Genomic DNA, 12,760 nt, shown 5'->3' on the forward strand with positions numbered 1-12,760 from the left:
ATGCTGCATCTGGCTGGGCCAGCAGGGAAGCGATAGAGAAGACCGCTTGGTATGACTTCACCATACCAAAGATGATATGCAACTTTATTTGATTTAACTCAGGTTATTTGTCTAAAAAGAAAACGATTTCACTGGTGGTGATATCCGTGGAGGACGATCTGGATTTTGACTACCTATGTCTAGTTAAAACATCGTATTACCTGCAATTTTATGGCCATTAAAGCAACCATAAACTGTGTGTCATGTGGATCTTGCTCATGATGGCACGATGAGAGATATCCTAAAATATGCAACTTTTGTTTCGGTTTGTGGCGAGGAGCAAGCAACATTGGAAATAGCCGAACTGGCAGCACCTTGCGATCGGCAAAATGAATACAGATATGGCTCTGGATGGGCCATCTGATGAAAACTGCCGCTGGTCACCGTTTTGCTGTACTAAGACCTGATGTTACAACTCCAACTCAATGATTGGGATCTCCCAGCGCTCGCTGCATATCTGGGGTTGATACTCTTCTTTCTCCTGTTCTTTACGTCGTTCCACCAGAGCAATCACTCGGGCTTCACGGATGCTATTCATGTCGAATTTCCAGGTCTCTTCGCCGAGCAGGGAGAGGCGAGCTATTTCGTGATTCTGGTGATACACATGAAGCTTGTTGTTTTTATCGGGAGCGATACGCACGGCATCGCCAACCTTTATCTGACTGAGCAGGCGGTGGATACGATGAGTCTCGCTACTGCGTCCGGCATAGCCCAACACCAGTTGCGACATACCCATCATGGCGAAGCGGCGTAGTCTGTCCGGTCGGGTTGCGTTAGGTCTCTGCACGTAGCAGTGGGAGGCGATCAGTGGAATATGGGGATTACGATGATCGTGGCGAGCCATGAGAACCAGCCTTTCGATAGTACGTGTCATCCCCAAACAGAGCCACGACATCAGTCGAGTTCATTAATAGCCATCTCCATCTGGCGCTGACCTATCATGGCGATAATAAGTGCCAAGAGATCAGTGAGTTGGACGAATATTACCCGAAATGTTGAGCGCTGGCATCATTCAGAGCCCTCTGGCCGCGCTTCTTTTGGCTGGCATCCCGTTTTTGTAAATGCCTCTGCCCCCTTAATCGTTCATGTCTGTAAAGTGTCGTCCTTGTCATAGTCAACCCACTGATCTTGTGAGACTATTTCCCTTTATTTTCCGATTGGAACGCATTGTGTCCCTCGACTACTACCAGCGCCACGCCACCGAATTGGCGACCCGTTACCAGCAGGTATCTGCTCGCGCCGTTCATTGCAACTGGCTTACCTTGCTGGAGCCTTTGCTCGTGGCCGCGCCGCGTCGGTTGCTCGATGTGGGGGCTGGCAGTGGTCGGGATGCCGCGTTTTTAGCCGGGCTCCATCAGGGCCACAGTGTGGTCGCTGTCGAACCCAGTCAGGCACTCGCTTCGCTGGGACAATGCCATACCCAGGATGTTGCAGTGGAGTGGGTCAATGATGCTATGCCTGCACTTTCTCGTGTGGCAGGCGCTTTTGATCTGGTTTTGCTCAGTGCAGTCTGGATGCATCTCCCCCCGGAGTCTCGTCCCTTGGCGCTGGCACGTCTTCATGAGCTGCTCTCACCAGATGGTTATCTGGTACTGAGCCTTCGTCTGACTGTATCGGAGCAGGATATGCGGGAGCGGGCCATGTACCCGGTAGCTGTCGATGAAGTGGAGCGGCTTGCGTTGGAGGAGGGGATGACACTTCTCCATGTGTCAGAACCACAGGGGGATGCCTTGGCGCGTAGCGGGTTGAGTTGGCAGAGTCTGATCCTTGGGGGCGAGCATGCACGCTTCCCCTGAGCAGCAACTCTCTTTTATTGCCTATCTGCAACGCATCTTTACCGAAGGCGATTTTGTTGCCACTTACAAGTGCGCCTTGCTTTACGGGATTGCAGATATCGCAATTGAGCGCAGTACCGAGACCCATGAGCTGATGGCTGCGCGCACTATTACGCTGGACGAACTGGCCACCAAGTTTGTGGAGCTCTATTGGCAGCACAGTCTGCCCTACTCGGCGACGGGAGAAACGGCCACCTTGCTCAAACAGAGCAGCGGTCGTCAGGCCATCATGCTGACGGAGTTGTCCCGGCTGCGTGAAGAGGGGGTCCGCTCGGTAACTGCACTGCGTCGTCACGACGCCTGGCGGCCTCTTCTTGCCCGAGTTCGGCGGATCCTTGTTGAGGGACCCTTGTGGCGTCTGCAGATCCTGGGTGGGCGAGAGGAGTGCCACCTTTATCCTCATCAAAGGGGCGCGGATCATATCTGCCTGAACCCCGGCATTCTCTACTGTCTCCACCGCTTTTACGATCTGGTGGTCTCCCTCTCCCGACAGCATTGGTTACAGCTTATGTAACCGACCACAGAGAATGAAAAAACCGGGAGCAGCCGAAAGTAAGTGGGAATTCGTGGGACAAACTCAAGGCTGACAAGGCTTAGAAGGCGATCCGAAGGTGCCAGGCGCGCGCGGCGCCAAAATGAAAGACGGCGCATGAATATGGTGTTTAATGCGCCGGAAATGATAAACGAGATTTACCCTTGAACTGGTGGTTTAACCGGGTGTTTAAATGCAGCGGCCAAATAGCTTGGCGAGGCCACATCACAATTTCAGATAGTCGCAGTTAAAAAAAATCATGCCCGAGCCAAACCACCTTGCCAATGATGCTCAACGAGTCCAGCTCGTTCGGCATAACCGCCAGGGTGTCGTATCCGGTTTTATTGTCGCTGATGATGTTCACCCCGCCATCAACCCGCTTCTGCAGCCGCTTGGCATAGAGTTCATCCCCCAGACGAAGCACGAACAGGCCGCCATCCTGGATCTGGTTGCGGCTTATATCCACCAGGATAGAGTCGCCAGAATGGATGGTTGGCTCCATGCTGTCCCCCTTGGCAAACACCACTACCAGGTTATCTGGGTTCAACTGGCGGTATTTGAGCCACTTACGGCGGAACGCCAGCCTGCGTTTAACACTATGGTCATCATTAAACGCGCCATGCCCGGCACTCACCGAGATGTGGTAGCCGTCGATCAGCACATACTCTTCATCAAACTCCTCCCATTTGTAACAAATAGAAGGCTCTGATATCACCTTGATATTGTTGTCTTTTTTATATTCTTCGTTGAGCGTGTGAGTCGATGGATTTGCTGATGCTGGCTCATCGGCTGAGCTACCTGACAGCAACCAAACCAAATCCACGCCTTTTGCCCGCGCGATGGCGAGAGCGTCATCAGCTCTGGGAATGCGGCCTTTTAAAAAGGTGCGGACAGCGCCCTCTGAGAGTCCGATCTCTTCTGCGAATGAGCGCACGCTTTGGGTACCAATGACCTCAGTTAAACGCTCAGGGAAGGATCCGATCCCACTCCTAAGAAACGGATCTGCATTTCCGATCTGGTTCTCGTTTTCCGATTCCATCATATCCCTTTTAAATCAAGCAGTTAAAAGCGCATCTCATTATGCGTACATTTGTGAGTGTCGGAAGCGTACATTTATCATTTCCAGTGATTGGCGTGCGTACGAAACGGATCAATAATCACGAATGTTCGCAGTGCGTATAAATGTAAAGTGTACGCAATGCGAATAACCAACGGATATTAACACGGAATGAACCGATGGAAATACGAAGCGCGAAACACATACATGCACACCTTGTAGCCAAAGGCTCAAGCTGTCGTGCATGGGCCCTGTCTCGTGATTACAACCCACGAACAGTCCAGCTGTATGTTCAAATGTACGCGCCTGACACTAACCGGTTACCACGGGATGGATCCCTTGCCGACAGGATCATGAAAGAGCTGTATGAGTTCATTGGTTACCAGCAAGGGGCCGAGTCAGGTGAGGAGCATGACCATGAGTGAGTGGTTTACTTCGATTAAACTGGCCGGTTTGCCTGGTCTGCCTGCAACAGATCGCGCAATTCGGATCCGGGCTAGCAAAGAGAATTGGAAATCCAGACCAAGGGAAGTAGGTAAAGGCAGCGAGTTCCACATCAGTTCACTGCCAGCAGAAACCCGCCGTTATCTGGCTGAGCAGGCTGTGGCTGAGCAAGGTCAGGCCGTGACCGATCACAGTGCTGGCGGCAAGGCGATGGCCAAGCTATTGGAGCGGGAGCGCCCGGTCAAGCCTGATGCTGGCCGCAAACTGCTGACCCTGAGCGAAGCCCCACGCAAAAAAGTAGATGCCAGACTGCTGATTTTGCAGGCCGCCGATATCTTTCTGGCGCCCTATCACGCCTGCCAGCAAGGGGAGGTTGGTCGCCGGATCTTTATCGAGGCATACCGTACCCGCAGCCTGCAGTTGCCAGCCAGCGTCTATGAGCGGCAAAAACCGTTCAGCCTGATCACGCTGCGCCGTTGGCAAAGCTCGCTGGCTAATGAAGGCCCAGCTGCACTGGCTGGCAATTATCAGCGTGAACGGCCCTCAACCGTTGAGCAAAGCCCTGAGTTGGCCCAGTTCCTCACCGCATTGGTGACGGCCAAGCCACACCTGGCCAACAAGTGGGGCGCTCTGCATGAGCTTGCCACCGAGTACAACGAGATGAACAAGCTGGGATGGCATATCCCCAGCCAGTCATCCCTGCGCCGCTGGATGGTCAAGTGGTTGGCTGAAAACAAAGTGGCCTTTACCTATGCCACCAACCCGGATGCCTACAACAACAAATACCGCACAGCTATCGAGGAAATGTATCCCTGGATGGGTCAGCCGAACGATGTGTGGGAGTTCGACAGCACTCCGGTCGATGCCATGTTGGTGGATGGCCGTCACAGCATTATCGCGGTGATCGACGTGTATACCCGTCGCGTTCGTCTGCTGGTGGCCAAGAGCTCATCCAGTGAGGGGATCTGCCTGTTGCTGCGCAAGACCTTGTTGGCCTGGGGCACCCTCAACGACAACGGTGTGATGCGTACCGATAACGGCTCTGACTACGTGAGTCAGCGGGTCATGTCGATCTGCACCCTGCTGGATATCAATGTCAGCCGCTCCAATGCCTATTCGGGTTGGGAAAAGCCCTTTATCGAGCGATTTTTCCGCACCCTGAGCCACGGTCTGATCGAGTTGTTGCCCTCCTATATAGGCCACTGCGTGGCTGACAGGCAGGTGATTGAAGCCCGCAAGAGCTTTGCCCAGCGGTTGGAAGAAAAGCGCAAACCGGATGCGGAAAAAGAAATTTATGAGTTGGCGATGACTGCCCAAGAGCTGCAGACCCTGCTCGATAACTGGCTGGATGCCCGCTACCACAACAAAAAGCACAGCTCACTGGGGATGACCCCAAACGAGAAGTACCAGAGCGCCCGTTATCAGCGACGCGCCATTACCGATGAGTCTGCGTTGGATCTGCTGCTCAACCATATCGGTGAGGCGACCGTCTCCAAGGGCTTTATCAAGGCCGGTGGCCTCAAATACAGCGCTCCGGAGCTGTTGGAGCATACCTGGAAGGGCCAGCGGGTCAGCGTGTTTCTCGATCCGAACGATGTGGGCCGGGCCACCTTGTACCGCACCGGAGATTGGGGAGAGCGAGTGGAGGCAATCAATACCGAACTGCTCGGCAATGGCATCAGTCCAGACGCATTCCGTGCCGCCAAGCGTGAGGATGCCAAGGTGCTGGCCCGCTTCCGCCGCGAGATGCGCAATGTGGCCAAGACATTTGGCATCGACCAGTTGCATCAGGATGTGGTCACTCACTTTGTTGAGCAGGCCAAGGATGTGGCCCAGTTCAAGCGCTCGGATCTGAACCTCGACAACCCGGCGTTGGCCGCCCTAACAGGGGTTGCGGCACCCACTGAACCGGTCGGGTTCAGCGCGGCAGAACTGGCTGCCATCGAAGCAAGACGCGAGGAGAAAGCCAAGCGACTAGAAGCGACGGCAGGGCAGGAGTCTCGGGCGCTTAAAACCGAATACGAACAGGCCATCCATTTGGCCGAAAAAGAATTGGATTCACCGCTGACCGAGCGGGAGAAGGAGTGGCTGACCAAGTATCTCTACAGCCACAAGCTGATGGCAAAACGGATCAATCGCCATCTGGATGAAGTTAGGGCCACACGTCAGAACCAGGCAAATGGATAACGTGCAGCCCTGTTTAAACCATAGATAAAGGACATAAACACTATGAAACACAAGATCGTTGAAGTCAAAAACATGATCAAGACCGAGCAACTGCTCGACAACTTGCTTAACCGCTCCAGCATCGTGCCGGGCATTGGCTTGATCCATGGCCCCTCCGGCTTTGGTAAGACCACCGCCGTGGAGTGGCTGTTCAACCAGGACGAAGTAAACGGCATCTATGTCCGCTGCTACAAGGCCGATACGGTGACCAGCCTGCTGGAACAGATTGCCAAAGAGATTGGCATCCCCCAGCGCCATAACCTGCGGGCCCAGGTCGATAGCATTGTCGAAGCCGTGCGGGCCGAAGAGTTGGCCATCTTCGTGGACGAGGCCGATTACGTGGTCGGCAATGCCCGCATCATGGAAACCCTGCGCGATATCTACGATGCCACCGAACAACCTCTGATCCTGGTCGGGATGGAAGAGATTGCCCGCCGTATCAGCCAGCGCAAGCAGCTGTTTAACCGCATCTCCCAGTGGATCGAATTCAAACCGGCCGATCTCGATGACGTGTCCCTGATTGCCAGCGAAATGCTGGAGGTGGACGTGGAAATTGATGATGCCTTGCTGGATCTCATCCGCAAACGTTCCAACGGGGTGGTTCGTACCATCGTCTCAGCCCTCGACAAGATCGAGAAGATGGCCATGGCCTCTGACGCTCGCATCATCCGCCTGGAGGATGTTGACGCCAGCGAACTGCTGCATGACGTGCGCCGCAGCCGTTAGCTGCCAGATATACCCCAATAACAACAAAGCACGGGAGGGATACCAGTGGTTGATATGAGTGGTAAATCCAAGACGGAAATTGCGTGGTTGTGGATGTGTGAGCAACCCCAATTTTCAATAAAGGAAGTTATCGATGGTGTCGGGATCAATAAGCAGCAGATTTATCGGACTGTCAGTGCTTGGGTTGATAACGGATTTTTAAAACTCATTACCCCGATAGCGAAGAAACGTGAACGGATCTATCAAGTGGCGGACACGTCTGTATCACCCCGCCTTGGGAGTGGCGTTAGACAGGCTGACTCAAAAGGGAATGAGCGTAAGCGCACTTATAAAAAGCGCAGAAATCGCAAGAAAACGGTTCAGCAAAAGATATGGAACACCATGAAGATTAGCCGCCGCTTTACCTTGGCTGATTTGATGATTACCGCGAATACCAATCGTAATACCGCATGGCATTACACCAATGAATTGGTACGCGCTGGATATGTGAGGCTGGCCGTTCATGTTAATCCCAAGATGTCAGTACAAGACAAATATGGGTTGGCAAATATTTACCAGCTAATTCGAGATACAGGGCGATTTGCTCCAATCAGAAGAGATAACGGCTGTTGGGATCAGAACCAGCAACGGCTTTATCCGTTCCTGGTTGAGGAGGGTGAACATGGAAACGTGGCTTGAGGTGTTAAAGGCAGAGGTCGCAGCCACTTCATTGGCGGTGGTGGCTGAAAAGCTCGGCTTGTCGCGCACCCTTATCAGCCAGGTGTGTAACGAGAAATACCCCGGTGACTTGGAGCGGGTGCAGATGCTGGTTGAGGGCAACCTGATGGGTCAAAAGGTGATTTGCCCAATTCTTGGCGCGATCCCTGTTCATCAGTGCCTTGCCCATCAGCGCCGTGGCCCTAGTGACGTGGGTAGCAGCCCGATGGATATCAAGCTCTGGAAGGCTTGCCGCTCAGGCTGCCCCCATAGCCAGCTGACGGAGGAGCAGCAACTGCGCCGCCCGATGCGGTTATCGGTAGAGCAGGGCAAAGGGTCACAGAAAACGGCTCGCTATGACGCCGAGGCCACCCTCTCCAGGTTACGTCGTCAGGCCAAGAGCGATGGCGAGAATGCCAGTTCGTCGTTGCGCATCCTGAGTGAGTTGCTGGCGGAAGAACTGAAAATCATGGGTATCAAATACAACCGACTGCTCGACAAGCAAGAAGGCAAATAACGGTTGGCAGGGGTTGGGCTCGGAATAAACAGTGGGCCCGGTGATGAATCACAAGGAGAACGGGATGAAAAAGAATCTGCGCAGCAATTTGCACAAGACTGCCGAACAGCTCAGCCACTGGTTGACGGCCAGAGGATATGAAGTCCGCACCAGCCAGGTGCGCCACACCCCGCTGCTGGCCGTCACTGGCCCTCTGCCACAAGCAATGAAGGCCCGCGCCGTATTAAGCCGCGAATGCCTGGCTGGCGTGGTTCGAGAGGTCGCCCTGGTGCGCTTTGGCGGCTGCCTGCTGCACTGGCGCCAATAAGGAGGATGGAGATGGCCAAGATAGAGCTCGATATCGAAGACGAAGCACTGGCCAAGGTCGTGCTGCGCCAATTACCCAAGTTCCTCGAATTTTGCCGTGCGACTCACCAGGAAGAGCAGGTGCTCGGCCCAGTGAAACAGCAGGCTGCCGCCGTGTGCTATCAGATGCCTGGCAGCAACAAGATCCATTAAGGAGAACCCTATGCAAGAAGCACAAACCAGCAGTACCACCCCGATGCGCCAGAACGCCCAAGGGCACTGGGTACCGGAAAACCTGATCACTCCGGCTGACAAGCTGCGCGATGAAGTGGTGATGGGCATCATTGCGGCTGCCCGCGAGCAGCGTTCGCAGCTGGCCGCCTTCAAAATTGGCGCCATGCAGCAGATCAACGACTTTGTTGACCTGTCATCCGAGCAGTACGGCGTGGCGTGGGGCGGTACCAAGGGCAACGTGACCCTGCTCAGTTTCGACGGCCGTTACAAGCTGATCCGGGCCGTGGGGGAGCACCGCAAATTTGATGAACGGATCCAGGCGGCCAAGGTGCTCATCGACCAGTGCATCGCCCGCTGGAGCGATGGGGCTGATGCCAAGCTACGGGCCCTGGTTGACCACGCTTTTCGGGTTTCCAAAGCCGGTCATATCGATGTGAACCAGGTGCTCTCCCTTCGTCAGCTCAACATCGAAGACACCGACTGGGAGCAGGCCATGCAAGCGATCGCTGACGCCATTCAAGTGACTGGTACCAGCCAATATCTGCGGCTCTATGAGCGTGACGCCCAGGGGCGTTACAACCAGATGAGCCTGGATCTGGCCAAGTTGTAAGGGGGATACGCGATGGAAATCAACGTGGATATGGCCGAGGAGCAACTGCAGCTCTGTGAGCAGATCACTGAAACCGAGGGCACCTGCTACCCCGACGACACCTATGAGGATGGCATCAAGGCCGCCCTGCTCTGGGCGCTGGGGCTGGGGCCTGCCCCCCTCAATGTCGAGGAGTATCAAGGGGCGAAGCCACTGCAGTTCGAGTAATGGCCCGATGCGAAACGGGGCGGCATTGCCGCCCTGTCTGCCCGATGTGGTGATCGGGTACTGATGAGCAGCCGACCTGGGCCCAGGTCTTCACCGCCTCGATAAAGGAGCACGGCGATGACTAAAACAGAGATGGATATTCGGCTTACCAAGATATTCAGCACCGCAGCCATTGCACTGGCGGCAGCTGAAAAACGGGCTGTGTGCAAACAGCTCAAACAGTTTATTAGAGAGGCCCGCGCCCAGGGGTTATTTGCTCTGGCGGGGGAAGCAAGCCAGATGCGCTGGCAACTGGTGGCTGAACTGCAGCAAGCCAGAGCGGTGGCGCTGGAGGCCAGCCATGGCCATGTCTAACTGGCAACGACTGCTGGCCTACGTGATGAAGTTTGGCAACCTGAGCCAGCAGCAGGCAGAGCAGTGGCTCGATAGCCATTGCCCTCAGTGGCGCAGTGGGCCGGATGTGATGGCGGCCGGGCAAATCTGGATGAAAAAGACGGGGAGGGGGAATTGAACACCTTAGCTAACAATCAGCCAAATGCTGCGCAGAGTGGTGATCGTACCCGCTTGATCCGTCTGGTTCAGGTTGGCAGGCGCACCCTGGGGCTCGATGAGGAGACCTATCGGGCGTTGCTGGAGCAGCAGAGCGGCAAGCGTTCGGCGGCCGAGTTGACGATCCCGGAGCTGGACAAGGTGCTGCTGGCTATGAAGGGGGCAGGGTTTAAACCGACGGTTAAACGCCCTGTTAAAGGGGCTGTTAAAGCGGGAGGGCACAAGCGTTTAAGCCCGGCCCGTGGGGCTCATGCCAAAACCGCCGAGATAAACGTGATCCGGGCTGTATGGATCACCATGCACCGCCATGGCCTGCTGCGCGATGGCAGTGAGACGGCCTTGAATCACTATGTTGAGCGGCAAACGGTACGGCTTAACAACGGCATCGGCGTGGCAGAGGTGGCCTGGCTCACCGATGGGTTGGCGTACCAGGTACTTGAGTCACTGAAAAACTGGCACAAGCGGGAGCTGGTTGCCCGCCTTGTCGCGGCCAAGAAAACCGTCCCCACCAATGAGAAGTCCGGGCGAGTGGCCGGTTATCAGGCCGTTGTGGCGGCGTTTGAGGAGATGAATGATGGACGCTAACGCTGAGAATCTGGACTTGTTCGCCGATGATCATGAGTCGCTGGGGCAGCTTGTCGATCGCCTGGATCAGATCCCGACCACCGAACTGACGGCCAAATGGCCCAAAGCCCTGAGTGAGCTGGTCGATGTGCTGGCCTGCGAGTTGGTCAGAGGGGGAATGGAGCCGGAGCTGGCCAAGGCTCAGGCCCGCAAGTTGGCGCTGGTACAGGCCCATTACATGGGGGGCCGTGCCTACTACATCCCCACCGGGGATCATCTCAAGGCCGCGTTACGTGACCGGGCCATCTGGGACGAGTTCAATGGGCGGAATATCGATGTGCTGGCCCGTAAGCATGGCCTCTCGGTGCCACAGACCTATGCGGTGGTGGCCGAACAGCGAGAACTGACCCGCCGCCGCCATCAACCTGACCTGTTTGGCTATCAATAGAGATGCGACTCACATTAAAGAGAAACCCCGCTGCGGCGGGGTTTTCATTTGGTGACGACTCAATTAGCGTTGACGATGGATTATTCAAGGAGGAGGTCTATCTGTGCTACGTTCATGCAGTCAATGCGGTAACTTGGAGGATAGTGGAGCCAATGTTTGCTCTGTCTGTCATGGTGCGTTGATTGACCCAGTCGAAGCGGCCAGACCACTAAAGTCGGGGGTAGTGCCAAGAAAGCGCCATCGGAGAATTGGCCCGGTACCCGTGCTGGGCTCTCTGCTGCTTCTGGGTATTGTGCTGTTTCTGGCTCACGTTCATATTGTCAGAGGCTCTACATATCAAGGCCCTTTGTTTGTTGGTCGGTTGTCCGCTGGATTCAGCGAGATGTTTATCAATACCGATGAATTGCTGAATATGCCCATCATAGGGGCTCGTTCACGTTACCCCTTGGGGGTTGCAGCTCTGCAGCGGGTTGGCTTTCTGGAGTCAGATCAGCAGCGTGAAACCCGGATTAAGCAAGAAACAGAAGCGCTGTTTGAGCGCATAAGCAACCCATCAGAGCGATCTGCAGAAGACCAGTTGTATAAGCTCAAATATGGCCACTACCCAGAGCAGTAATTCACACTAACCCACCATAAACCCATGCCATAGAGGCCCCTCGGTACGCTGCTGATAACGCAGTTCACCGAGGGGCCTTTATGTTATCACTCGCACTTAAATGGCTGCTTCGTCCCGATGTGGAAGGGGGCGAAGTCAACCATCCCGCCGACCGTGGTGGTCATACCAAGTACGGCATCGCCGATGCCGCCGATGGCAAGAAGGACGGCATGGCCGACCTCGATCGGGATGGGGTGCCCGATATCGCTATCGGTGATCTGACTCCTGCCCATACCGAGCCCTTTTACCGCCAGAACTACTGGATGCCCGCCCGCTGTGACCTGATTGCGAGCTTAAGCCCTGCACTCTCTATCGCCGTGTTTGATGCAGCGGTGCATCACGGGCCGAAACGCGCCATCCAACAACTGCAGCAGGTCTTGGGGGTGATGGCAGATGGTCGCCTTGGCCCGGTATCGATTGGCAGGCTCAAGCAGCAACTGGGCGCCAAGGGAGAGGGCCAGTTCCTGCTGGCGCTGATGATGCAGCGGGCCAGCTTCATGCACGGCATTGTGCGCAAAGACCCGAGCCAGTGGGCCAATGCTGATGGCTGGATCAACCGGCTGCTGCGTCTGCAGAGCTACCTCCTTTCTGACGTGGTTGGCAAGGTGGTGGTATGAGCGTGCTGTCCATCAAGCAACAGAAGGCGGCGGCAGCGATCCAGGCTGCGGGCTGCTTTGGCATTCCTGAGCTCAAGAACCCCCGCTATCTCGCTTGCTTCAAGGATGGGCGCAAAGCCCATCTCAAGGCCGCTCTGGCCAATCAGATCGCTGACCCGAAGGCGATCCCGCTCTATAGCCACCACCAGACCCGTCAATCCCTGTTCGAGAAAGGGTGGCGTTCGGTGACCGAACTGGATCGCCTGCGGGCCCGTGCCCGTCATTCCCAACCTCAACAAAAGGAAGTCCATCATGCCTGATTCCCTGTTACCTCAAGCGAAGTCTGCGTTCAAAAGCCGCACCGTGATCGGTGGTGTGATTGCCGTGGGGGCCGGTATTGCGGGCCTGTTCGGTGTGCCGGTCGATGCGGGTACCCAAGCCAGCTTGGCATCCACCCTGGTGGATCTGGCCAGTGCGGTGGGTGGCCTGCTCGCCATCTGGGGCCGCATCAAGGCGACTCATACCGTCAAGTAAGAGAGG

The 12,760-nt window shown here is 55.5% G+C and carries 20 protein-coding genes and 1 other RNA gene; 19 read left to right on the forward strand and 2 right to left on the reverse strand.

Annotated elements, in window-relative coordinates; all coding sequences use genetic code 11:
• Window positions 1-448 precede the first annotated feature (448 nt).
• Window positions 449-883: a hypothetical protein gene (locus G5149_RS03430; protein WP_337072600.1), complete on the reverse strand. Its 435-nt coding sequence runs from the start codon at window positions 881-883 to the stop codon at window positions 449-451.
• A 325-nt stretch (window positions 884-1,208) separates the two neighbouring features.
• Here G5149_RS03430 and G5149_RS03435 point away from each other — a divergent pair, with 325 nt between their 5' ends.
• Window positions 1,209-1,835 carry a class I SAM-dependent methyltransferase gene (locus tag G5149_RS03435; RefSeq protein ID WP_337072601.1) on the forward strand — a complete coding sequence of 209 codons (627 nt, stop codon included), beginning with the start codon at window positions 1,209-1,211 and terminating at the stop codon, window positions 1,833-1,835.
• Window positions 1,819-2,388 (forward strand): hypothetical protein, encoded by a 570-nt coding sequence (locus G5149_RS03440; RefSeq protein ID WP_421211588.1) that lies wholly within the window; start codon window positions 1,819-1,821, stop codon window positions 2,386-2,388. The genes G5149_RS03435 and G5149_RS03440 overlap by 17 nt, the downstream gene beginning before the upstream one ends.
• A 265-nt stretch (window positions 2,389-2,653) precedes the next feature.
• On the opposite strand, the gene G5149_RS03445 is transcribed toward G5149_RS03440, so the two are convergent.
• Complete coding sequence (locus G5149_RS03445) at window positions 2,654-3,448, reverse strand: LexA family transcriptional regulator (RefSeq protein WP_234781335.1); 795 nt, start codon at window positions 3,446-3,448, stop codon at window positions 2,654-2,656.
• 432 nt (window positions 3,449-3,880) lie between these two features.
• Here G5149_RS03445 and G5149_RS03450 point away from each other — a divergent pair, with 432 nt between their 5' ends.
• From G5149_RS03450 to G5149_RS03530, 17 genes are all read left to right on the forward strand, one after another.
• A complete protein-coding gene (locus tag G5149_RS03450; RefSeq protein WP_368193634.1) occupies window positions 3,881-6,094 on the forward strand; it encodes a DNA-binding protein in 2,214 nt (737 codons plus the stop codon).
• Between the two features lie 42 nt (window positions 6,095-6,136).
• Window positions 6,137-6,859 carry an AAA family ATPase gene (locus G5149_RS03455; RefSeq protein ID WP_058059563.1) on the forward strand — a complete coding sequence of 241 codons (723 nt, stop codon included), beginning with the start codon at window positions 6,137-6,139 and terminating at the stop codon, window positions 6,857-6,859.
• 45 nt (window positions 6,860-6,904) lie between these two features.
• Window positions 6,905-7,537, forward strand: a complete 633-nt coding sequence (locus tag G5149_RS03460) for a hypothetical protein (protein ID WP_152985928.1) — start codon at window positions 6,905-6,907, stop codon at window positions 7,535-7,537.
• Window positions 7,521-8,072 carry a transcriptional regulator gene (locus tag G5149_RS03465; RefSeq protein WP_279459393.1) on the forward strand — a complete coding sequence of 184 codons (552 nt, stop codon included), beginning with the start codon at window positions 7,521-7,523 and terminating at the stop codon, window positions 8,070-8,072. The genes G5149_RS03460 and G5149_RS03465 overlap by 17 nt, the downstream gene beginning before the upstream one ends.
• 64 nt (window positions 8,073-8,136) lie before the next feature.
• On the forward strand, window positions 8,137-8,379 hold the full coding sequence (locus G5149_RS03470; protein ID WP_016350110.1) for a hypothetical protein: 243 nt from the start codon (window positions 8,137-8,139) through the stop codon (window positions 8,377-8,379).
• An 11-nt stretch (window positions 8,380-8,390) separates the two neighbouring features.
• Window positions 8,391-8,570, forward strand: coding sequence for a hypothetical protein (locus G5149_RS03475; protein WP_323952347.1), 180 nt, complete (start codon window positions 8,391-8,393; stop codon window positions 8,568-8,570).
• A 10-nt stretch (window positions 8,571-8,580) separates the two neighbouring features.
• Window positions 8,581-9,201, forward strand: coding sequence for a DUF3164 family protein (locus G5149_RS03480; RefSeq protein WP_421211593.1), 621 nt, complete (start codon window positions 8,581-8,583; stop codon window positions 9,199-9,201).
• 12 nt (window positions 9,202-9,213) lie between these two features.
• The gene (locus tag G5149_RS03485; RefSeq protein ID WP_182932662.1) at window positions 9,214-9,408 is read left to right on the forward strand and encodes a hypothetical protein; all 195 of its coding nucleotides are present in this window, start codon (window positions 9,214-9,216) and stop codon (window positions 9,406-9,408) included.
• 7 nt (window positions 9,409-9,415) lie between these two features.
• An RNA gene (locus tag G5149_RS03490) (hammerhead ribozyme type II) lies at window positions 9,416-9,485 on the forward strand.
• Window positions 9,486-9,525: 40 nt separating this feature from the next.
• Entirely contained in the window at window positions 9,526-9,762 is a 237-nt protein-coding gene (locus tag G5149_RS03495; RefSeq protein WP_224967834.1) for a hypothetical protein, read from the forward strand.
• The gene (locus G5149_RS03500) at window positions 9,749-9,919 is read left to right on the forward strand and encodes a hypothetical protein (protein WP_162838756.1); all 171 of its coding nucleotides are present in this window, start codon (window positions 9,749-9,751) and stop codon (window positions 9,917-9,919) included. The genes G5149_RS03495 and G5149_RS03500 overlap by 14 nt, the downstream gene beginning before the upstream one ends.
• The gene (locus tag G5149_RS03505; RefSeq protein ID WP_227096305.1) at window positions 9,916-10,542 is read left to right on the forward strand and encodes a gp16 family protein; all 627 of its coding nucleotides are present in this window, start codon (window positions 9,916-9,918) and stop codon (window positions 10,540-10,542) included. The genes G5149_RS03500 and G5149_RS03505 overlap by 4 nt, the downstream gene beginning before the upstream one ends.
• Complete coding sequence (locus tag G5149_RS03510; protein WP_421211596.1) at window positions 10,532-10,969, forward strand: Mor transcription activator family protein; 438 nt, start codon at window positions 10,532-10,534, stop codon at window positions 10,967-10,969. The genes G5149_RS03505 and G5149_RS03510 overlap by 11 nt, the downstream gene beginning before the upstream one ends.
• Before the next feature lie 382 nt (window positions 10,970-11,351).
• Window positions 11,352-11,585 carry a hypothetical protein gene (locus G5149_RS03515; RefSeq protein WP_421211598.1) on the forward strand — a complete coding sequence of 78 codons (234 nt, stop codon included), beginning with the start codon at window positions 11,352-11,354 and terminating at the stop codon, window positions 11,583-11,585.
• 80 nt (window positions 11,586-11,665) lie between these two features.
• Window positions 11,666-12,241: a glycoside hydrolase family 108 protein gene (locus G5149_RS03520; RefSeq protein WP_421211600.1), complete on the forward strand. Its 576-nt coding sequence runs from the start codon at window positions 11,666-11,668 to the stop codon at window positions 12,239-12,241.
• Window positions 12,238-12,540, forward strand: coding sequence for a hypothetical protein (locus tag G5149_RS03525; protein WP_421211602.1), 303 nt, complete (start codon window positions 12,238-12,240; stop codon window positions 12,538-12,540). The genes G5149_RS03520 and G5149_RS03525 overlap by 4 nt, the downstream gene beginning before the upstream one ends.
• A complete protein-coding gene (locus tag G5149_RS03530; RefSeq protein WP_058059549.1) occupies window positions 12,533-12,754 on the forward strand; it encodes a hypothetical protein in 222 nt (73 codons plus the stop codon). The genes G5149_RS03525 and G5149_RS03530 overlap by 8 nt, the downstream gene beginning before the upstream one ends.
• Window positions 12,755-12,760 lie beyond the last annotated feature (6 nt).

Origin of the sequence: Aeromonas sp. 600479, assembly GCF_049175515.1 — a bacterium.
GTDB lineage: Bacteria > Pseudomonadota > Gammaproteobacteria > Enterobacterales > Aeromonadaceae > Aeromonas > Aeromonas veronii_A.